Genomic DNA, 19024 nt, shown 5'->3' on the forward strand with positions numbered 1-19024 from the left:
ATCGCGCAACACCTTGCGCACGTTGTGTTTACCCGCTCCGCCGCCACAAGGGCCGCACCTCCGCGAAACAGTCAAAATACCGACACAATACCGACGTGCCGAAGGTCTGGTAAATCATAGGTTGACGCAAACGCAACACTGCGCCAGCATGCCGACAGCTCAAACATGAGAGGGAGTGCATGATGTATCGCGGGATCTGGTTTTCATAAGCCTATCTGACCGCTGTGGCGGCCAGAGATGGCAAGTCACTTCATTTTGCACAATCCACTGTTTTTTCAGGACATTCTCATGTTCAAGTTCTTCGAGACCCTTGTTGACCCTTATTGCGACTACGACGAAGTAGATACGCCCCCCACCAAACTGTGGCCTTTCATGCGCGACTACGCGCAGCCGTTCCGCAAAGTCTTTGTTTTTGCTACGATAATGTCGATCATTGTGGCCGCGGTAGAGATCGGTCTAATCGCCTATATGGGCCGAATTGTGGACCTGCTGAGTGGCGATCCCTCCCAGGTTTGGGCCAACCACGGCACCGAGTTCATCTTGGTGATCCTCTTTGTGCTTTTCCTGCGCCCTGCGCTGCAAGCCTTTGACGTGCTCCTGCTCAACAACACGGTGCTGCCAAACTTCGGCACTCTGATCCGCTGGCGGGCCCATAAACATGTTTTGCGTCAATCGGTTGGCTGGTTTGAAAACGACTTCGCAGGCCGCATTGCCAATCGGATTATGCAGACGCCCCCGGCGGCTGGCGAAGCGGTGTTTCAGGTGTTTGACGCCATCACCTTCTCCATCGCCTATGTGGTTGGTGCGGCGATCCTTTTGGCCGACGCCGACCCGCGTTTGGTGCTGCCGATGCTGGGCTGGTTGGTGCTCTACGGTTTCTTGGTGAAATGGACCGTGAAGCGCGTTGGCCCTGCGTCTCAAAAAGCCTCTGATGCGCGCTCCAAAGTTACCGGTCGTGTTGTGGATGCCTATACCAACATCCACTCGGTGAAGCTCTTTGCGCATAACAAGCGCGAGCTGGATTATGCCAAGGAAGCCATTGAATACTCACGCGAAACCTTTCAGGCGGAGATGCGCATCTTCACCTTGATGGATGTGATGTTGGTCATGTTAAACGGCCTGCTGATCGTGAGTGTGGTGGGCTGGGCCATCTGGCTCTGGATGCAAGGCTTGGCCAGCGTCGGCGTGGTCGCAGCCGCCACCGCTTTGAGCCTGCGTCTGAACGCGATGACTGGCTGGATCATGTGGGCGTTGACCTCTTTCTTCCGTCAGCTCGGCGTTGTGGCCGAAGGCATGGAAACCATCGCCCAACCGATTGATTTGGTTGATGCTTCCAGCGCCAAGCCGCTTGATTTTGCCGATGGCAAAATTGAACTGCAGCAGCTTACGCACCACTACGGTCGTGACAGCGGTGGTTTGGACAATATCTCGCTGACCATCGCTCCAGGTGAAAAAGTGGGGCTGATCGGCCGCTCCGGCGCGGGCAAGTCCACTTTGGTGAAGCTGCTTTTGCGATTCTATGACGCCGAAAAAGGGCAAATTCTGATTGATGGTCAAGACATTGCCTCGGTCACGCAAAACAGCCTGCGCGACAAAATTGGCATGGTGCAACAGGACAGTTCGCTGCTGCATCGGTCTGTTCGCGATAACTTGCTATACGGTCGTCCAGACGCCTCAGAAGCGGACATGATCGCAGCGGCACAGAAAGCAGAAGCGCATGACTTCATTCTGGATCTTGAGGATCCGCAAGGGCGCACCGGTTACGATGCGCATGTCGGCGAGCGCGGCGTAAAACTCTCCGGTGGTCAGCGTCAGCGCATCACTCTGGCGCGTGTGATCCTGAAAGATGCGCCGATTCTGCTGCTGGATGAGGCCACCAGCGCCTTGGACAGCGAGGTTGAGGCCGCGATTCAGCGCACGCTTTATGGCATGATGGCGGGCAAAACCGTGATCGCCATTGCGCACCGCCTGTCCACGATTGCGGAGATGGACCGCATTCTGGTGCTGGATCAGGGCCGTATTGTGGAGCAGGGCAGCCATGCTGAACTGCTGGCGCAAAATGGCCTCTACGCTGGCTTCTGGGCGCGTCAGTCCGGTGGCTTCCTGAATGCCGATGAGGCGGCGGAGTAAAGTTTGACCTTATGCCCGTCCCCCACTAAGGGACGGGCATGAGCCAGATTGAGATCCAGCGTTTGGGGCTGCACGGCGACGGGATCGCCGATGGCCCAATCTATGCCCCGTTGACCCTGCCCGGCGAGACCGTGGAGGGGGACATTGACGGCGACCGCCTGAGCAACATGCGGGTGGTGACCCCGTCAGAGCACCGGGTGAAAGCACCCTGCCGCCACTTCAAATCTTGTGGCGGATGCCAGTTGCAACATGCCTCTGACGCGTTCCTCGCGGACTGGAAAGTGGAGGTGGTGCGCCAGGCGCTTGCGGCGCAAGGTCTGGAAACAGATTTGCGCCCGATTGCGACCTCCTCGGCCAACTCCCGCCGCCGCGCTGTGTTCTCAGCCCGGCGCACGAAGAAGGCGGCCTTGGTTGGGTTTCATGCCCGCGCGTCCGACGTCATCGTCGAGGTTCCGGATTGCCAACTTCTACATCCGGACCTTTTGCCTGCCCGTGATGTGATTGCGCACCTGGCCCAGATTGGCGGATCGCGCAAAGGCGAGTTAAGCGCGACGGTCACGCTGTCTGATGCAGGACTGGACCTGTCCATTGTCGGCGGCAAAGAGTTGGACGGCCCGCTGCTTGCGCGGATGGCGCAGGAGGTGGAGCGGTTCAAGCTGGCCCGTCTGACGTGGGATGGAGAGGTGATTGCTACCCGTGTTTCCCCTGCTCAAAGCTTTGGCGCTGCCTCCGTTGTGCCGCCGCCCGGTGCGTTCTTGCAGGCCACAAAAGAAGGTGAGTCGGCGCTACTAAACGCAGTGGAAACCGCAATCACCCAAGGCGATTGTGGCATCGATCTCTTTGCGGGATCAGGCACGTTCACACTGCCCTTGGCGGCTCAGTACCAAATGCATGGTGTTGAATGTGAGAAGGCCATGATCCAGGCTTTGGATGCCGGGTGGCGCAAATCTCAAGGCCTCAAACAAGTGACTTCCGAGGCACGGGATCTGTTCCGCAATCCGATTGTGGCAGAAGACCTTGACTATGACTTTGCGGTGATCGACCCGCCGCGCGCCGGAGCTGAGGCACAAGTCGCGGAGCTGGCAAAATCCGACCTGGCAGAGATCGCTTATGTGTCGTGCAACCCTGTGACCTTTGCGCGGGATGCGGCTGTTCTGAGTAAGGCGGGCTACCACCTGGACTGGGTACAAACCGTTGATCAATTCCGCTGGTCCAGTCATGTGGAATTGGCTTCAAGGTTTGTTCGGAAATAGCTGCTATCACGCAGCCGTGAGAGGCCAAAACGGCCAAAATCTGTTAGAAGACCTCAAAATGAGGCAGGGTACATAAAGGACCTACATGATGCGTTTGGTTTCCGCGTTGTTGATTGCGGTTTTGACGTTTGGCTTGGCGAGCTGTTCCAGTAAATTTATGCGATACAACGGGCCGGAAGTGACCCGCGTTGCCGTGTTTAAAGAGCAGCGTAAACTCTATCTGATGCACCACGATAAGGTGTTGAAATCTTACGATATGCACCTGGGCTTCCAGCCGGTTGGCCATAAGCAGGTGGAAGGTGACGGCAAGACACCAGAGGGCGATTACTACATCGACCGCCGCAATCCTAACAGCCAGTTCTACCTGTCGATTGGCGTGTCCTACCCCAACGCTGCGGATCGTGCGAATGCGGCTGCATTGGGTAAATCACCCGGCGGCGATATCTTCATCCACGGACGCCCCAAGAAGTATCGGGACGGCAAAGACGATTGGACCGCGGGCTGTATCGCGGTCACGGATCGGGAAATGCGCGAGATCTACGCGATGGTGAACAACGGCACCGTTATCTCGATTTACCCCTGAAAATCGGCAAGCTGCACCGCTGTGCGCTTGCCCATCACCAAGGTCCACCAGATTTTGCCGCTGTCTTCCTGGAACCAGGCAAAGCCCATGTCCTGTGCTTTCGGGTCCAAAATCACGGCGCGGGTGTCATCCTGCTGCATCCAAGCCGCGAGGGTTTCGACCTCTGATTCGTAGGTTTCGCTGATGGTTTCACCGGCAAGCGTGCCGGAATAGCCAACACGGGCAACGCGATCCAGAGGCGAAGATCCGTCAGAGCCAAAGTGCCAGGGTCGATTCTGCAGAGACATATCACGGGAGTGGGTTGCGGCTGCGGCGTTAAGCTGGGCATTCAATTCGACGGCCGGAGCACCAGAGGCGGCGCGCAGGGCGTTGATAGAGTCCAATACCTGATATTGCACTTTGGATGTGCTGCTGCCGGAAATCTTGTATTGCTTGGTGCTGGATCCGCCTGCACCACAGCCTACCAAACCAAGAGCCGCTACCAGCAAAAGAGCAATTGCACGCATTGTATTTCCGTCCCAACAAAATGAATGGCAGAGTCCTAACCGTCCAAAGTTGCCATGAAAACCCACATCGGCGTGACATTGCTCTTTTAACGTTGGATTGATTTGCGACTGCGGCATTCCGGCCATATGATTGCGCGGTCTTTTATATGTGGGTTCTGGAGGAACAAATGGCTGTTGATCGGTCTGAAAAACTAGGTCGTCGTGCCTTTTTGGCGAGCGGTGCAGCTTTCCTGAGCGCGCCGGTAATTGCGCAAACCGAGACCGGAACCACAGAGGTGGAACGGGATCTGGACGAGATTGTCGTGCGCAACATCTCGAGCTTCCGCTCGCTGGATTGGGCTCCCTATTTTGACAACCTCAAAAACGGCGCTGTGCTGGTCGACGTGACATCGCGCGCCTTGCATTACTGGTCTGAAGACGAGACCGTGTACAAACTGTACCCGACATCTGTGCCTCTGACCGAAGATCTCACACGACGCGGGCGTACCAAAGTGGTGCGTAAAGTGGACGGTCCAAGCTGGCGTCCGACACCATCGATGAAGAAGCGCAATCCTGAATGGCCGGACTACGTGGGTCCCGGACCAGATAATCCATTGGGAACACACGCTCTTTACCTGAGTTGGACCTATTATCGGATCCACGGAACCCATGACACGCGGAAAATTGGCCGGCGTTCTTCCAACGGGTGCATCGGGCTGTACAACGAGCACATCTCCGAATTGTTTTCGTTGACAAAAGTCGGCACGCAAGTGTTGCTAATTTGACGACATTTGGACCTTGGTAGGGGCGTTTCGGCAATCTTGGGTTTGCAAAGCCAACATTTTGCTGTTTAGACATTTCCTACGAGGTAAGTCTTGGGTGCTTGTCATCGCCCTCATTGTATTGGTGGCAAGCGAATTCTGGAGGATACTATGAAGAAACTCGTTCTCGCTGCTGCTCTGACTGCTGCTGCTTCCACCGCATTCGCGGGCTCCATGGCCGATCCGGTTGTTGAACCTGTTGTGATCGAAGAAGCTGCTGGTAGCTCCGGCAATGACGTTTGGGTTCCGCTTCTGCTGCTGGTCATCGTGGCCGCGGCTGCAGCTGCATCCTAAGTCGCACTAAAGCGATCTGAAAATAGAAAAGGCGGAGCTTGGCTCCGCCTTTTTTGCGTTCCGGACTTGGGTGCACCGATGGCGCACCCGAAGTGTCTGGTTGGGCTATTTCACCCAACCTCCCAGGTTTTCATCAATGATTTTGCACAGAGCAGAGATGTGAGGCGCATCACCGTTCAGGCAAGGAATGTAGAGAAAGTCCTCACCACCGGCTTCCTCAAAGCTCTCTTTGATCTCTTCGTTGATCTCTTCCAGTGTTTCGATGCAATCGGCAGAGAATGCTGGCGCAATGACGGCGATGTTGGTCTTGCCGTCTTCTTTCGCGAGGCGCGCCACCTCTTCCACCGTGTAAGGGCGCAGCCAGTCTTCCGGGCCAAACTGCGACTGGAATGTAGTGCACAGATCGGTGTCTTCCCATCCCAGCCGTTCTTTCAGCAGGCGCGTGGTTTTCTGGCATTGGCAATGATACGGGTCGCCCTCCATCAGGTAGCGCTTGGGCATGCCGTGATAGGAAACAACCAGTAGCTCAGGGCGCTTTTCTGCTTTGCCATACGCTTCTTCCACAGATTTAGCCAAAGCGTCGATGTAGGCCGGATGTTCAAAATAAGCAGGCACGGTACGCGCGGCGGGTTGCCACTTTTCTTTCATCAAAGCGCGGAAGAACTGGTCATTTGCAGTTGCAGTCGTGGCGCCTGCATACTGTGGATACAGTGGGAAAAACAGGATGCGCTCACAGCCCGCGGCGACCATGTCCCGGACCTTCGAGATCGTCGACGGGTTTCCGTATCGCATGCAGAAATCCACCATGATCTGATCGCCGTATTGGGTTTCCAGCGTTTCTTTGATCTTGGCGGTTTGATCTTTGGTGATCACCATCAGCGGGCTTTCGCCGCGCTCTTTGTCCCAAATCGACTCATAGGCTTCGCCACTGGAAAACGGACGTTTTGTCAGGATGATCAATTGCAGCAAAGGCTGCCATTTCCAGGACGGGTAATCGATCACACGTTTGTCGGACAGAAACTCGTTCAGATACCGACGCATGGGCCAATAGGTGTAGTCATCTGGCGTTCCGAGGTTGGCCAGGAGAATGCCGGTTTTGCCACGGGCCACTTTCGGGTGGTCTTTTGGGGCGTGGGCCGGGCATGTAGCTTGGGTCATGTGCTGAGGTCCGTGTAAGTGGGTCACTTTGGCAATTTGATTTCGGACGTGCTGAGCGCGTCCGCGAGACGGGTTGTTGCTGAGCCAGGGCGCAGCGGTTGTGGCTGGCTGGCATCCGGTGACCAGCCAGTGAGGAAGATCAATTCGAAGGTCGCCGGGATGCGTCCCGAGTCCATGAATGTCTCTACGTAGATTTCACAGGCCCGGATCAAAACGGCGCGGCGTGTCGGTCGCTTCAGGCGATCGACTAAAGCATTTCCTTCTCCCATTGCGCGCAAATCTTTCATGAGCGCCCAAGGGGTTTCGTAGGTTACTTTCAAAGGAACGGTGTCTGCGACCGGCAATGCCAGCCCTGCGCGTTGCAAAAGCGCGCCAAGGTCGCGAATTTCTCCCATTGGAGCAATCCGAGGAGACAAGCCACCGGTGATTTCGACCTCGGCCTGTGCCAATGAGGCGCGCAATTCATGCAGGGTTTTCCCGCCAAATGTCACGGCAAGAAAAAAGCCGTCATCCTTGAGCGCGCGCCGACATTGAATGATTTGCCCAACCGGATCGTCGGCCCAGTGTAGGCCCAGGCCATGGATCACCAGATCATGGCTCTGGCTTTGCAGGTCCAGAATATCATTGTCCGCCACGACCTTCGCATTTGGCAGACACCTCTGCCAGGTGTTCGAAAATCCGGTCACGATGGCTGGCGCCGTAAACCCTCTGTTAACCATGCTGAGGCGATCCTGAACTTCGGCAATGGCTGCGTCGTGCAGAAACATGCCGGTGTTCAGGTCTGCGCGGGCGCGATTGCGGCGCAGCGCGTTTGTGTCAGTGAGGCGAGGGTTGTTTTGCATGTTGCGGACAATAGGCAGGTGAAGGCGAAGTTTCAAACCGCCATACACCTATTGTTTCCCCCACGATGTGTGGCTTGTGGCCACATGGTGGAAAGTGATTTTGGGCTGTGTTCCGATTGTTGGGCGGAAACCACGTTCCTTGGCGGCGCCGTGTGTGACAGTTGCGGGCGTCCAGTGGCCGCAGAGGCAAAGGAGTGTCGTGTTATTTGTGACGCCTGTCTGTCTGATCCCCCTCCGTGGACACGAGGGCGATCTGCGCTCTTGTATCGTGGCGCTGGCCGTAACTTAATCCTGGCTTTCAAGCACGGAGATCGCACAGACATAGCTCTACCGGCGGCACAATGGCTCAACCAAGCAGCACGTCCGATCCTGAAAGGCGTTGATGTGATCGCTCCAGTGCCGCTGCATCGCCTGCGCTTTCTGAAGCGGCGGTATAACCAAGCCTCATTGTTGGCAAAAAATTTGGCGTCTCTTTCAGGTATTCCGTTTTGTGCCGATCTTTTGGTGCGCCCGAGAGGATTGGGTGGGCTGGAGGGATTGGGCGCGGTTGAGAGGGCGGAAAAACTGCGAGGGGCAATCGAACGCAATCGGCGAAGGGCGCCTATCATAAAGGATGCTAAGGTGCTTCTTGTTGATGATGTTTTGACCAGTGGTGCAACTTTGCGCGCCGCAACGCAGGCCTGCCTCACTGCAAATGCCAAAGAAGTGTGTGTGGCAACACTGGCGCGCGTTGCAAAGGATGCCTAAATGCCGGACAACGGAAAACAGGAAATCACAAGGACACGCCATGCAGCCGGTCGAGATCTACACCAGCCCACTTTGCGGGTTTTGCCACGCCGCCAAACGGCTTTTGACCCAAAAGAACGTCTCGTTTGTCGAGATCGATGTTTTGCAAGACCCTGACCGGAAGCCAGAGATGATCACGCGGGCAAATGGTAGCCGCACCGTGCCGCAAATCTTTGTTGGCGATACGCATGTTGGCGGGTGTGATGATCTTTATGCTTTGGAGCGCGCGGGCAAGCTTGATCCTTTGCTAGCGGCGTAACTGACCATGCGCGTGGCTTTGCTTCAAATGACGTCTTCGGACTTGCCTGAGGAAAACCTGGCAACGGCGAGTGCCATGCTGTGTGAGGCTAAGGAGCAAGGGGCAGAGTTTGCCTTTTTGCCGGAGGTGATGAATTGCCTGTCGACAAGCCGCAGCCATCAGGAAAGCGTGCTAAGGTTGGAAACCGAAGATGCAACGCTCGCAGGGCTTCAAGCCTTGTGTGCGGAGCTAGAAATTTGGTTGCTGGTTGGCAGTCTCGGTTTAAAAACCAACGATACGGACGGTCGTTTCGCCAACCGATCGTTTGTGATCTCTGCGGCCGGGGACATCGTTGCACGCTACGACAAAATCCACATGTTTGATGTGGATGTGACGCCGGAAGAGACCTATCGCGAATCTGATGGCTACCGGCCTGGTGGGCAGGCGGTTGTTGCGGAGACGCCCTTTGGAAATCTTGGATTGTCCATTTGCTATGATGTGCGATTTGGCCAACTACATCGAAAGCTTGCAAAAGCAGGTGCGGACATCCTGACGGTGCCTGCGGCCTTTTCGCATGTCACTGGCGCGGCGCATTGGGAGACGTTGCTGCGCGCGCGTGCCATTGAAACCGGCTGTTTTGTGATTGCACCTGCGCAAACAGGGAAACACCCTGCCACCAAAGGACAATCGCGCCGCACACATGGGCATTCTATGATTGTCGCGCCTTGGGGAGAGGTTTTGGCCGATGCAGGTACAGAACCCGGGGTCACGCTTGTTGATCTTGATCTGACATTGGTTCAGAAGGCCCGTAGGCAGGTGCCGTCCCTACAACACGACCGAGACTTCAGCGGGCCCTAAATGAACGACAAAAGCGGATTGGCGATTACGCTGTTTGGCGAGATTCTGATGGTGGATCAGCTTGCGCGCTCCCGTTTGTCCAAAGTTCTGCCTAAGGGCATGGAGCTGTCGCATTTTTCGGTTCTGAACCATTTGGATCGCTCCAACGCCGAACGCAGTCCGGCGCAGCTCGCGAAGACGTTTCACCTCACACGTGGGGCCATGACGAACACGCTGCATAAGCTGGAAACCGCAGGCTACGTGCACATCCGTCCGGATTGGGACGATGCCCGTCGTAAGATGGTGGCGATCAGCCCGGCAGGCCGACAGGCCCGCGATGCGGCTCTGGCCAGCATGGAGCCGATCATCAACGATATGGTCAGTCGTTTGGGGGATGACCGGGTGCGCGCAGCGCTTCCGATCTTGCGTGAGTTGCGTTTGAAGCTCGAAGAGTAGCCTGTCAGGCTTTGGTACTGGCCGTTACATAGTTGACGCTCAAGTCTTTGTCCGAAATCGACCACTGCCAACTGATCGGGTTGAAGACAAAACCCTTGCGATCTACCGGTGTGAGGCCTGATTTTTCAATCAAGTCAAACAGCTCATCGGGCGTGATGAACTTGTTCCACTCGTGCGTGCCTTTTGGAAGCCAGCGCATGATGTACTCCGCGCCCACAATCGCCATCGCAAAACTTTTGGGGTTCCGGTTGATGGTGGAACAAATGTGCAAGCCGCCGGATTTGAGCAGTTGCTGACAAGCGGTCATGTAGCTCAATGGATCAGCGACATGTTCAACAACTTCCATATTCAAGACGACGTCAAATTGCTCACCAGCTTCGGCCATGGCTTCGGCGGTTGTGTGGCGATAGTCGATGTCGAGACCTGACTGCTCAGCGTGAATGCGCGCCACCGGTAAGTTTCCGCCCGCGGCGTCAGCACCAACAACTTCGGCACCGAGACGCGCCATTGGCTCTGACAGCAAACCGCCACCGCAGCCGATGTCGAGCAGCCGTAGTCCCTCAAAAGGGCGCGCGGAGGATAAGTCGCGATTGAACTCCGCGGCAATCTGCGTCGTAATGTAATCAAGTCGGCACGGATTGAGCATGTGCAACGGTTTGAACTTGCCGTTGGGATCCCACCATTCAGCCGCCATGGCTTCAAATTTGGCCACTTCGGCAGGGTCTACCGTGGTATTGGTGGCTTGCATTTTCAACTCTCCATGCTCATTTGGGCGTCGCAACCATTATAGGTAGGACATGGACAAAAACTCGGGCCAAAAGCGCGCAGTGCACTACCTTTATCCTCCGGTCGAGCCCTTTGACCAGAGGATGCTGGACGTGGGCGACGGGCACAGCATCTACGTCGAACAATCGGGCAATCCAAGGGGGTTGCCGGTTGTTGTGGTGCATGGCGGCCCAGGCGGCGGGTCCAGTCCTGCGATGCGGCGCTATTTTGATCCTAATGTCTATCGTGTGATCCTGTTTGATCAGCGTGGGTGTGGCCATTCCCGTCCGCATGCCGAAGTGGAGAACAACACCAGCTGGCACCTGGTGGCGGATATGGAACGTATTCGGGATACGCTGGAGATTGACGAATGGATTGTCTTTGGCGGCAGCTGGGGCGCGACCTTGTCACTTTTGTATGCGCAATCCCATCCGGCGCAGACGGTATGTCTGGTTCTGCGCGGAGTGTTTCTGATGACTCAATCGGAGCTGGATTGGTTCTATGGCGGCGGCGCAGGTCATTTTTGGCCGGAACCGTGGGCGCGGTTTTCTGAATTGGTGCCAGAAGAAGAGCGCGGAGATCTGATCGAAGCTTATCACCACCGCCTTTTCTGCGGGGACCGCGCCACCGAAATTAAATACGCACGTGCTTGGGCGGGTTGGGAAAACGCGCTGGCCTCGGTGTATTCCAATGGGTCCAGTGGCGATGCGCCTGCAGAGTACGCACGTGCGTTTTCACGCTTGGAGAATCACTATTTCCGCAACCGAGGATTTCTTGAGGAAGACGGCCACATTTTGGCGAATATGGCGGCCCTCAAAGATATTCCCGGATACATTGTGCAAGGCCGCTACGACATGATTTGCCCGCCAAAGGCCGCTTATGATCTGGCGTCGGCCTGGGGCAAAATGGCGGATCTGCGGGTCATTCGCAACGCAGGCCATGCTTTGTCGGAGCCTGGGATCAGCGCGGAGCTTGTGCGCATCATGGACGATTTGGCGCGGATTTAGCAAAACGGCTGGACATTGGCGCGAGATGGCTTTCTCATCTACTCCCGACTTACCGGAGTTTGACCTTGTCACGCATTAGTAGACGTAGCCTTTTGACCACCGGTGCCGCAGCAGGTGTGCTGGCGGCATCAGGGTTGGGGCTGGCTGCAGCTACTCCCAAGGCTGGTGGAACGTTGCGCGCTGTTTTGCCTGGCGGACGGTCGAGCGACACTTGGGATGTGCGCACGCACGACAGCCTCTTCATGATGGCGGCATGTCATGGCGCGGTGTTTGATTGTCTGACTGAGATCGGCCCCGACGGAGCTTTGCGCGGAGAGTTGGCGGAAAGCTGGACCGCCAGTGCAGATGCACGGGTTTGGACATTTGATCTGCGCAAGGATGTGCAGTTTCACAACGGCAAATCATTTGTGGCGCAGGACGTGTTGGAGACCTTTGCCTTGCACATTGGGCAAAACACATCGCCTGTAGAGCCGATTTTGCGTGGTGTGTCGGAACTTAAGGCATTTGGGTCACATCAGGTTCAGTTCACTCTGTACGCGCCAAACGCCGATTTTCCTTACTTGCTGTCCGATTACCATTTGGTGATTTATCCTGCCGGCTACGTCGAGCTGGCGATGCAAAACGGGATTGGTACAGGGCTCTACAAAGTTGAGGAGTTTTTGCCGGGGCAAAGCTTGCGCGCGCGTCGTGTGTCAAATCACTACAAGGGCGAAAAGGCCGGTTTTTTTGAGGCGTTGCACTGTGTGAACGAAATCGATCCATCCGCTCGATTGAATGCGCTCCTTGAAGGGGATGCTGAGGTCGCCGGGCAAATCGCACCGACCCATGCGCGGCAAATTGCGACCCATAAGGGCCTGACGCTGCAAAACTTGGCGGGGAATCAGCATTACAGCTTTGCCATAGGGGGGGCTTTGGACGCGCAGCAAGCAGATGCTGTCCGGCGAGCGGTGAAATACGGCTTGGATCGACCCGCATTGGTACAGTCGAGCTTGCAGGGTTTCGGTCAGGTTGGCTGGGACACGCCAATTGGTCCAGCGAACCCCTATTTCTCTGACCAGTCCGATTTGGTGACGTATGATCCGGAGCGGGCTAGGTCACTGTTAAAAAATGAAGGTATTGAGCGCTTGTCCCTTGCCGTGTCGCCGCAGTCGATGCGGGATTTTGCGCCAGTTCTGGAAGCCTTTGGGACTCAAATGGCGCAAATTGGCTTGCGCGTCGAAATTGCTCAAGATCTTTCAGCTGCGTCGCTTCATTTTTCGGCGGGGCGCGCGACCGAGGATTGGGCGATGTCGACCTACCTCGCAAAAGGCGGAATGTGGAACCGCGCAGCGTGGCAAGATCGTAAGGCGGATGAACTACTCTCGAAGGCGCGATCTGAAATGGACGCGCAAAAACGAGAAGGCCTTTATGGCGAACTACAGCGCCTTGTGCAGCGCGATGGCAGTCTTGTCGTTCCGGCGTTTGCCAACCATCTCCAAGCCACTACTGACAAAATCGGCACCCCCATGACCATTGGCGCGCATTACGCACTCGACAATGCACGTTTTGCCGAGCGCTGGTGGCGTGCCTAGGCATATTTCCTCTGGGGGCTTGCAGACTCAGCCTTGTCAACGTATATCCCTCTCAACAGCGGCGCGGTCGGGTTAGCCTGAACGCTCCACCGGGAAAGATCGACGGGCCGCGGGCCCGTTTTTTTGTGTTTGGAAGACGCCTATGAGTGACCTCATTGCCAAAGCGGCGATTGACCGCAAGCTGGCAGATATTGTTGCCCCAGTCATTGAGGACATGGGGTTTGAACTTGTGCGCCTGCGTCTGATGGGGGGCAAGACCCACACGTTGCAGATCATGGCTGAGCGGCCAGGTGGCGGCATCGAAGTGGACGAATGCGCACAGATCTCTAATGCGGTGAGCGCCATTCTGGACGTCGAGGACCCGCTTGCGGATTCGTACACGTTGGAAGTTGGCAGTCCCGGCGTGGATCGCCCTCTGACGCGGATGAAGGACTTTGAAGCTTACGAAGGCTATGAAGCCAAAGTCGAAACAGCTGAGCTCATCGACGGACGCAAGCGGTTCCGCGGCATTCTGGCTGGCATCGAAGGCGAAGATGTTTTGATCAACATCGAGGATCAAGGCGAAACCGTTACGGTGGGCTTGAACTTTGACTGGTTGGCGGATGCCAAGCTGATGCTGACCGACGATCTGATCAAAGAGATGCTCAAGGCGCGCAAAGAAGCGGGCATTCTGAACGAAGACGAATTTGACGACATCGAGACCGGCGAAGAAGCGTCCGGCGAGTCTGAGGAGTAAAATCATGGCAATCACCTCTGCAAACCAGCTCGAGCTGCTTCAAACCGCCGAAGCGGTGGCGCGTGAGAAAATGATCGACCCGGGTCTCGTGGTCGAAGCGATGGAAGAATCGCTCGCCCGTGCCGCCAAGAGCCGCTACGGCGCAGAAATGGACATTCGCGTGTCCATCGACCGCAAGACCGGCAAAGCGACCTTCACCCGTGTGCGCACCGTGGTTGCTGACGAAGAGTTGGAAAACTATCAGGCCGAGTTCACTGTTGAGCAGGCCAAGCAGTACATGGAAAATCCGGAAATCGGCCAGCAATTCATCGAAGAAGTGCCGCCGGTTGAAATGGGCCGTATTGCCGCGCAATCCGCCAAGCAAGTGATCCTGCAGAAAGTGCGTGAAGCTGAGCGTGACCGTCAGTACGAAGATTTCAAAGACCGCGCAGGTACCATCATCAATGGTGCTGTGAAGCGTGAAGAGTTTGGCAACGTGATTGTCGACGTGGGTGGTGCAGAAGCCGTGCTGCGTCGTAATGATAAGATTGGCCGCGAAAGTTATCGTTCCGGCGACCGTGTCCGCGCCTACATTAAGGAAGTCCGCCGTGAGCCACGTGGCCACCAGATTTTCCTGAGCCGTACCGCGCCTGAGTTCATGGCCGAACTTTTCAAAATGGAAGTGCCTGAAATCTATGATGGTATCATCGACATCAAGGCTGTGGCCCGTGACCCGGGGTCCCGCGCCAAGATCGCTGTGATCTCCCACGATGGCTCGATTGATCCGGTTGGAGCCTGTGTTGGTATGCGCGGGTCCCGCGTTCAGGCGGTTGTAAACGAGCTTCAGGGTGAAAAAATCGACATCATCCCTTGGAACGAAGACCAGCCGACCTTCCTCGTGAATGCGTTGCAGCCTGCAGAAGTGTCCAAGGTTGTTCTGGATGAAGAAGCCGGCAAAATCGAAGTGGTTGTACCAGATGAGCAACTGTCTCTGGCGATTGGTCGTCGTGGTCAGAACGTGCGTCTGGCAAGCCAGCTGACCGCGCTGGACATCGACATCATGACCGAGGCCGAAGAATCCGAGCGTCGTCAGAAAGAGTTCGAAGAGCGCACTAAGCTGTTCATGGAAACTCTGGATCTGGACGAGTTCTTTGCCCAGCTTCTGGTGTCTGAAGGCTTCACCAACCTCGAAGAGGTTGCCTATGTTGAGATCGACGAACTGCTGGTTATCGACGGCGTGGACGAAGGCACCGCTGGTGAGCTTCAGGCCCGCGCGCGTGACTACATCGATGCCCAAAACAAAGCTGCACTGGATGCTGCCCGTGAATTGGGTGTTCAGGACAGCTTGGTTGCATTTGAGGGTCTGACACCCCAGATGATCGAGGCGCTGGCCAAAGATGGCGTTCTGAACCTCGAAGATTTTGCGACATGTGCTGACTGGGAGCTGGCCGGTGGTTGGACCACCAACGGCACTGAGCGCGTGAAAGACGACGGCGTTTTGGAGCCATTTGGCGTAACGCTGGAGGAAGCGCAGGACATGGTGATGACTGCGCGCATCGTTCTGGGATGGGTTGACCCTGCCGAGTTGGAAGCGGATGCCGAAGAAGGCGAAGAAGAAACTTCCGAGGAGGCTGAGGTCTGATCTCAGGCCTCGGAGGGCGTGAGATGAGCCGCGGTGGCCGTCCCGGCAAAAAGGGCGACACGCCAGAGCGCAAGTGCATTGTCACCGGCGCTGTGGCGCCAAAAGAGGGGCTGATCCGTTTTGTGGTCGGCCCAGATGCGCAGGTTGTGCCGGATGTCACTGGCAAATTGCCCGGACGGGGCATGTGGGTGACAGCTTCGGCCTCGGCTCTGGCGAAGGCATCTAAAAAGGGTGTCTTTTCCCGCGCCGCCAAACAGCAGGTGACGGTACCTGAGGATTTGGTGGGCGAGGTGTCTCGTCAGTTGGGCCGACGCACGGTTGAGCTCATCAGCTTGGCGCGCAAATCCGGCTCCGCGGTGACCGGATATGAGAAAGTGAAGGACTGGCTTGTCAAAGATGAAGCCGAGGTCCTGCTGCAAGCGAGCGATGGCTCGGAACGTGGCAAATCGAAACTACGGCCTCCTTATGGAGGTCATTACATAGATTGGCTCACATCTGCCGAATTGGGTTTGGCATTTGGGCGACAAACTGTGATACATGGAGCGCTTGCGTCTGGCGGACTCACAAAACGTGTTGTAGAGGAAGCCCTAAGATTAAAAGGCGTACGCGAAGAAACGGTGGCAGCGGCCTCCGGGAAGGACAAGACAGCCAGATGAGCGATAACGACGGTAAAAAAACCTTGGGTCTGCGCGGCGGCAACCGCCCCGGCAACGTAACGCAGAGCTTCAGCCACGGACGTAAGAAAAATGTCGTGGTAGAAACCAAGCGTAAGCGCGTTGTGGTGCCTAAGCCCGGCGCGGCCAAAACTGGTGGCGGTGCAGCGAAACCAGGCGGCGATCCTTCGCGCCGCCCTTCAGGCATTTCTGATGCGGAAATGGAACGCCGTCTGAAGGCGCTGCAGGCTGCGAAGGCCCGCGAAGCCGAAGACGCTGCCAAGCGTGAAGCGGAAGAAAAAGAACGCGCGGAAGCCCGTGAGCGCCGTCGTTTGGAGGCGGAAGCCAAAGAACGCGAGCAACGCGAAGCCGAAGAGCGTGCCCGTAAGAAAGCGGAAGAAGAAGAGCGCAAGAAAAAGGAAGCTGCCGAAGCTGCTGCGAAACGTGCAGCTGCCGAAGCTGCTGCACCTGCGCCGTCTTCCACGCCGCAAGGCCGTGGCGCGCCATCTGGTAAACCAGCACCAGTTGCAACACCACGCAAAGCGGACCGTGAGCGTGAACAGCGTGGTCGCGGCAACAAAGGTCGTGATGATGGCCGTCGTTCCGGCAAGCTGACACTGGGTCAGGCAACCGGTGGCGAGAACAACCGTCACCGTTCCATGGCGGCTATGAAGCGTAAGCAAGAGCGCGCGCGTCAAAAAGCTATGGGCGGTCAAGTTGAGCGCGAAAAGGTTGTGCGTGACGTGCAGCTGCCGGAGGCCATTGTGGTGTCCGAGCTGGCCAACCGTATGGCGGAGCGTGTTGCCGACGTTGTGAAAGAGCTCATGAAAATGGGCATGATGGTTACGCAGAACCAGTCGATTGACGCGGACACTGCGGAACTGATCATTGAAGAATTCGGCCACAAGGTTGTGCGCGTTTCCGACGCGGACGTGGAAGATGTGATTGCAGATGTCGAGGACAAGGAAGAAGACCTGCAAGGTCGTCCTCCGGTCATCACCATCATGGGACACGTTGACCACGGTAAAACCTCGCTTCTGGATGCGATCCGCGACGCGAAAGTTGTGTCCGGCGAAGCAGGCGGCATCACTCAGCACATCGGTGCTTATCAGGTAAAAACTGATGATGGCGTAACGCTGTCCTTCCTCGACACCCCAGGCCACGCCGCCTTTACCTCCATGCGCTCCCGTGGTGCACAGGTAACTGATATTGTGGTTCTGGTTGTGGCCGCTGACGACTCGGTCATGCCGCAGACAATCGAAGCGATCAACCACGCCAAGGCGGCCGAAGTGCCAATGATTGTGGCGATCAACAAGATCGATAAACCTGCCGCAGATCCAAACAAAGTGCGCGCAGAGCTTCTGCAGCACGAGGTGATCGTGGAAGCGATGTCTGGTGAAGTGCAAGACGTTGAAGTTTCCGCGCACACCGGCCAGGGTCTGGATGAACTGCTCGAAGCCATTGCGCTGCAAGCAGAAATCCTGGAGCTGAAAGCCAACCCGGATCGTGCAGCTCAGGGTGCTGTGATCGAAGCGCAGCTTGATGTGGGCCGTGGTCCTGTGGCGACTGTTCTGGTTCAGACCGGGACGCTGAAACAAGGCGACATCTTCGTTGTAGGTGAGCAGTACGGTAAAGTCCGTGCGCTGATTAACGACAAGGGCGAACGCGTCAAAGAAGCTGGTCCATCGGTGCCTGTCGAGGTGCTTGGTCTGAACGGTACGCCGGAAGCGGGTGACGTTCTGAACGTGACCGAGACCGAAGCGCAGGCGCGTGAGATCGCTGAGTATCGTGAGCAAGCCGCCAAGGACAAACGTGCGGCAGCTGGCGCAGCGACCACGCTGGAGCAGCTGATGCAGAAGGCCAAGGAAGACGAGAACGTCGCCGAGCTGCCAATTCTGGTAAAAGCGGATGTTCAGGGTTCTGCCGAGGCCATCGTTCAGGCGATGGAAAAAATCGGCAATAACGAAGTCCGCGTACGTGTTCTGCATCATGGTGTGGGCGCGATCACCGAGACCGATGTTGGTTTGGCGGAAGCTTCTGGTGCGCCGATCATGGGCTTCAACGTCCGTGCCAACGCATCTGCGCGTAACACTGCCAACCAAAAGGGTGTGGAGATCCGGTACTACTCGGTGATCTATGACCTCGTGGATGACGTTAAGGCGGCTGCTTCGGGTCTGCTTTCCGCAGAAATTCGCGAGAACTTCATTGGCTACGCTGCGATCAAAGAAGTGTTCAAAGTCACCGGTGTGGGCAAAGTGGCCGGCTGTATCGTCACCGAAGGCGTGGCGCGCCGCTCTGCCGGTGTGCGCCTGTTGCGTGACAACGTGGTGATCCACGAAGGCACACTGAAGACGCTCAAACGCTTCAAAGATGAGGTGGCAGAGGTTCAATCTGGTCAGGAATGCGGTATGGCATTTGAGAACTACGACGATATCCGCGCTGACGATGTGATCGAAATCTTTGAGCGTGAAGAAGTCACAAGGACGCTGGATTAATCCAGCGTCTTTCGCGACACCGTACACAGAAAAGAAAAAGGCCGCCTACGTGAGAGGCGGCCTTTTTCTTAGATGGGTATGCTCTTAGGAGATCGGCTTCCCAGAGTACACCGTGTCTCCGACGCGGATCGAAACCCGACCGTCTGGCAGGTTTTTGATCACCTGTCCTTGAATAGAAACACAACTTCCAACTGTGATCGTCTTAAGCATGTCAAAAATCCCCATTTGATTGACATCGATGAAACAGTAAATTGGTTAACATTTGGTGCATATGCGCCCGTCACATAAGTTTC

Annotated in this window: 19 protein-coding genes and 1 pseudogene; 16 read left to right on the forward strand and 4 right to left on the reverse strand. The window is 56.3% G+C overall.

Annotation, left to right across the window (positions count from 1 at the left end; all coding sequences use genetic code 11):
- Positions 1-288: 288 nt before the first annotated feature.
- The 3 genes from SIB92_RS15845 to SIB92_RS15855 all read left to right on the forward strand — a co-directional run bounded on the left by SIB92_RS15845 (position 289) and on the right by SIB92_RS15855 (position 3966).
- On the forward strand, positions 289-2130 hold the full coding sequence (locus SIB92_RS15845; protein WP_412552953.1) for an ABC transporter ATP-binding protein: 1842 nt from the start codon (positions 289-291) through the stop codon (positions 2128-2130).
- Between the two features lie 38 nt (positions 2131-2168).
- Complete coding sequence (locus SIB92_RS15850; RefSeq protein ID WP_412552954.1) at positions 2169-3383, forward strand: class I SAM-dependent RNA methyltransferase; 1215 nt, start codon at positions 2169-2171, stop codon at positions 3381-3383.
- Between the two features lie 88 nt (positions 3384-3471).
- Entirely contained in the window at positions 3472-3966 is a 495-nt protein-coding gene (locus SIB92_RS15855; protein ID WP_294118037.1) for a L,D-transpeptidase family protein, read from the forward strand.
- Here SIB92_RS15855 and SIB92_RS15860 read toward each other — a convergent pair.
- Positions 3957-4472 carry a CAP domain-containing protein gene (locus SIB92_RS15860; RefSeq protein WP_412552955.1) on the reverse strand — a complete coding sequence of 172 codons (516 nt, stop codon included), beginning with the start codon at positions 4470-4472 and terminating at the stop codon, positions 3957-3959. The two genes, SIB92_RS15855 and SIB92_RS15860, sit on opposite strands and share 10 nt — an antisense overlap.
- Positions 4473-4639: 167 nt before the next feature.
- On the opposite strand from SIB92_RS15860, the gene SIB92_RS15865 reads away from it, so the two are divergent.
- Together SIB92_RS15865 and SIB92_RS15870 are read left to right on the forward strand one after the other, a co-directional pair.
- Positions 4640-5236: a L,D-transpeptidase gene (locus SIB92_RS15865; RefSeq protein WP_412552956.1), complete on the forward strand. Its 597-nt coding sequence runs from the start codon at positions 4640-4642 to the stop codon at positions 5234-5236.
- Positions 5237-5383: 147 nt separating this feature from the next.
- Positions 5384-5566 carry a hypothetical protein gene (locus SIB92_RS15870; protein WP_283424386.1) on the forward strand — a complete coding sequence of 61 codons (183 nt, stop codon included), beginning with the start codon at positions 5384-5386 and terminating at the stop codon, positions 5564-5566.
- A gap of 105 nt (positions 5567-5671) precedes the next feature.
- Here the strand turns inward: SIB92_RS15870 and hemH are convergent, their stop codons facing one another.
- Together hemH and SIB92_RS15880 are read right to left on the reverse strand one after the other, a co-directional pair.
- Positions 5672-6724 carry a ferrochelatase gene (gene hemH / locus SIB92_RS15875; protein WP_412552957.1) on the reverse strand — a complete coding sequence of 351 codons (1053 nt, stop codon included), beginning with the start codon at positions 6722-6724 and terminating at the stop codon, positions 5672-5674.
- A gap of 23 nt (positions 6725-6747) precedes the next feature.
- The gene (locus SIB92_RS15880; RefSeq protein WP_412552958.1) at positions 6748-7566 is read right to left on the reverse strand and encodes a methyltransferase domain-containing protein; all 819 of its coding nucleotides are present in this window, start codon (positions 7564-7566) and stop codon (positions 6748-6750) included.
- An 18-nt stretch (positions 7567-7584) separates the two neighbouring features.
- Between SIB92_RS15880 and SIB92_RS15885 the strand changes: the two are divergent.
- From SIB92_RS15885 to SIB92_RS15905, 5 genes and pseudogenes are all read left to right on the forward strand, one after another.
- Positions 7585-7776, forward strand: a pseudogene (locus tag SIB92_RS15885) (double zinc ribbon domain-containing protein); the annotation flags it as partial.
- A gap of 51 nt (positions 7777-7827) precedes the next feature.
- Positions 7828-8313 (forward strand): ComF family protein, encoded by a 486-nt coding sequence (locus SIB92_RS15890; RefSeq protein WP_412555852.1) that lies wholly within the window; start codon positions 7828-7830, stop codon positions 8311-8313.
- A gap of 40 nt (positions 8314-8353) precedes the next feature.
- Positions 8354-8611: a glutaredoxin 3 gene (gene grxC, locus SIB92_RS15895; RefSeq protein WP_412552959.1), complete on the forward strand. Its 258-nt coding sequence runs from the start codon at positions 8354-8356 to the stop codon at positions 8609-8611.
- Between the two features lie 6 nt (positions 8612-8617).
- A complete protein-coding gene (locus SIB92_RS15900) occupies positions 8618-9448 on the forward strand; it encodes a carbon-nitrogen hydrolase family protein (protein ID WP_412552960.1) in 831 nt (276 codons plus the stop codon).
- Positions 9449-9883, forward strand: coding sequence for a MarR family winged helix-turn-helix transcriptional regulator (locus SIB92_RS15905; RefSeq protein ID WP_168590904.1), 435 nt, complete (start codon positions 9449-9451; stop codon positions 9881-9883).
- Positions 9884-9887: 4 nt separating this feature from the next.
- Here the strand turns inward: SIB92_RS15905 and ubiG are convergent, their stop codons facing one another.
- Complete coding sequence (ubiG, locus tag SIB92_RS15910) at positions 9888-10631, reverse strand: bifunctional 2-polyprenyl-6-hydroxyphenol methylase/3-demethylubiquinol 3-O-methyltransferase UbiG (RefSeq protein WP_412552961.1); 744 nt, start codon at positions 10629-10631, stop codon at positions 9888-9890.
- A 49-nt stretch (positions 10632-10680) separates the two neighbouring features.
- On the opposite strand from ubiG, the gene pip reads away from it, so the two are divergent.
- The 6 genes from pip to infB all read left to right on the forward strand — a co-directional run bounded on the left by pip (position 10681) and on the right by infB (position 18731).
- On the forward strand, positions 10681-11655 hold the full coding sequence (gene pip, locus SIB92_RS15915) for a prolyl aminopeptidase (protein WP_412552962.1): 975 nt from the start codon (positions 10681-10683) through the stop codon (positions 11653-11655).
- A gap of 59 nt (positions 11656-11714) precedes the next feature.
- A complete protein-coding gene (locus SIB92_RS15920; RefSeq protein WP_412552963.1) occupies positions 11715-13226 on the forward strand; it encodes an ABC transporter substrate-binding protein in 1512 nt (503 codons plus the stop codon).
- 142 nt (positions 13227-13368) lie between these two features.
- Positions 13369-13962, forward strand: coding sequence for a ribosome maturation factor RimP (gene rimP, locus SIB92_RS15925; RefSeq protein ID WP_168590900.1), 594 nt, complete (start codon positions 13369-13371; stop codon positions 13960-13962).
- A 4-nt stretch (positions 13963-13966) separates the two neighbouring features.
- Positions 13967-15583 (forward strand): transcription termination factor NusA, encoded by a 1617-nt coding sequence (gene nusA / locus SIB92_RS15930; protein WP_412552964.1) that lies wholly within the window; start codon positions 13967-13969, stop codon positions 15581-15583.
- Between the two features lie 23 nt (positions 15584-15606).
- A complete protein-coding gene (locus tag SIB92_RS15935; protein WP_412552965.1) occupies positions 15607-16239 on the forward strand; it encodes an RNA-binding protein in 633 nt (210 codons plus the stop codon).
- On the forward strand, positions 16236-18731 hold the full coding sequence (infB, locus tag SIB92_RS15940) for a translation initiation factor IF-2 (protein ID WP_412552966.1): 2496 nt from the start codon (positions 16236-16238) through the stop codon (positions 18729-18731). Before SIB92_RS15935 ends, infB begins: the two co-directional genes overlap by 4 nt.
- Positions 18732-19024: the final 293 nt, after the last annotated feature.

The sequence above is a fragment of the Shimia sp. MIT1388 genome, from assembly GCF_047124445.1.
Lineage (GTDB): Bacteria > Pseudomonadota > Alphaproteobacteria > Rhodobacterales > Rhodobacteraceae > Shimia.

Bases quoted from the DNA above. Each gene is read 5' to 3' on its own strand.
- grxC (WP_412552959.1), top strand. From the start codon at position 8,354: ATGCAGCCGGTCGAGATCTACACCAGCCCACTTTGCGGGTTTTGCCAC.
- ubiG (WP_412552961.1), bottom strand. From the start codon at position 10,631: ATGCAAGCCACCAATACCACGGTAGACCCTGCCGAAGTGGCCAAATTT.
- rimP (WP_168590900.1), top strand. From the start codon at position 13,369: ATGAGTGACCTCATTGCCAAAGCGGCGATTGACCGCAAGCTGGCAGAT.
- SIB92_RS15850 (WP_412552954.1), top strand. From the start codon at position 2,169: ATGAGCCAGATTGAGATCCAGCGTTTGGGGCTGCACGGCGACGGGATC.
- SIB92_RS15870 (WP_283424386.1), top strand. From the start codon at position 5,384: ATGAAGAAACTCGTTCTCGCTGCTGCTCTGACTGCTGCTGCTTCCACC.
- infB (WP_412552966.1), top strand. From the start codon at position 16,236: ATGAGCGATAACGACGGTAAAAAAACCTTGGGTCTGCGCGGCGGCAAC.
- SIB92_RS15880 (WP_412552958.1), bottom strand. From the start codon at position 7,566: ATGCAAAACAACCCTCGCCTCACTGACACAAACGCGCTGCGCCGCAAT.
- SIB92_RS15900 (WP_412552960.1), top strand. From the start codon at position 8,618: ATGCGCGTGGCTTTGCTTCAAATGACGTCTTCGGACTTGCCTGAGGAA.
- SIB92_RS15935 (WP_412552965.1), top strand. From the start codon at position 15,607: ATGAGCCGCGGTGGCCGTCCCGGCAAAAAGGGCGACACGCCAGAGCGC.
- SIB92_RS15865 (WP_412552956.1), top strand. From the start codon at position 4,640: ATGGCTGTTGATCGGTCTGAAAAACTAGGTCGTCGTGCCTTTTTGGCG.
- SIB92_RS15845 (WP_412552953.1), top strand. From the start codon at position 289: ATGTTCAAGTTCTTCGAGACCCTTGTTGACCCTTATTGCGACTACGAC.
- SIB92_RS15860 (WP_412552955.1), bottom strand. From the start codon at position 4,472: ATGCGTGCAATTGCTCTTTTGCTGGTAGCGGCTCTTGGTTTGGTAGGC.
- nusA (WP_412552964.1), top strand. From the start codon at position 13,967: ATGGCAATCACCTCTGCAAACCAGCTCGAGCTGCTTCAAACCGCCGAA.
- pip (WP_412552962.1), top strand. From the start codon at position 10,681: ATGGACAAAAACTCGGGCCAAAAGCGCGCAGTGCACTACCTTTATCCT.
- SIB92_RS15905 (WP_168590904.1), top strand. From the start codon at position 9,449: ATGAACGACAAAAGCGGATTGGCGATTACGCTGTTTGGCGAGATTCTG.
- hemH (WP_412552957.1), bottom strand. From the start codon at position 6,724: ATGACCCAAGCTACATGCCCGGCCCACGCCCCAAAAGACCACCCGAAA.
- SIB92_RS15855 (WP_294118037.1), top strand. From the start codon at position 3,472: ATGCGTTTGGTTTCCGCGTTGTTGATTGCGGTTTTGACGTTTGGCTTG.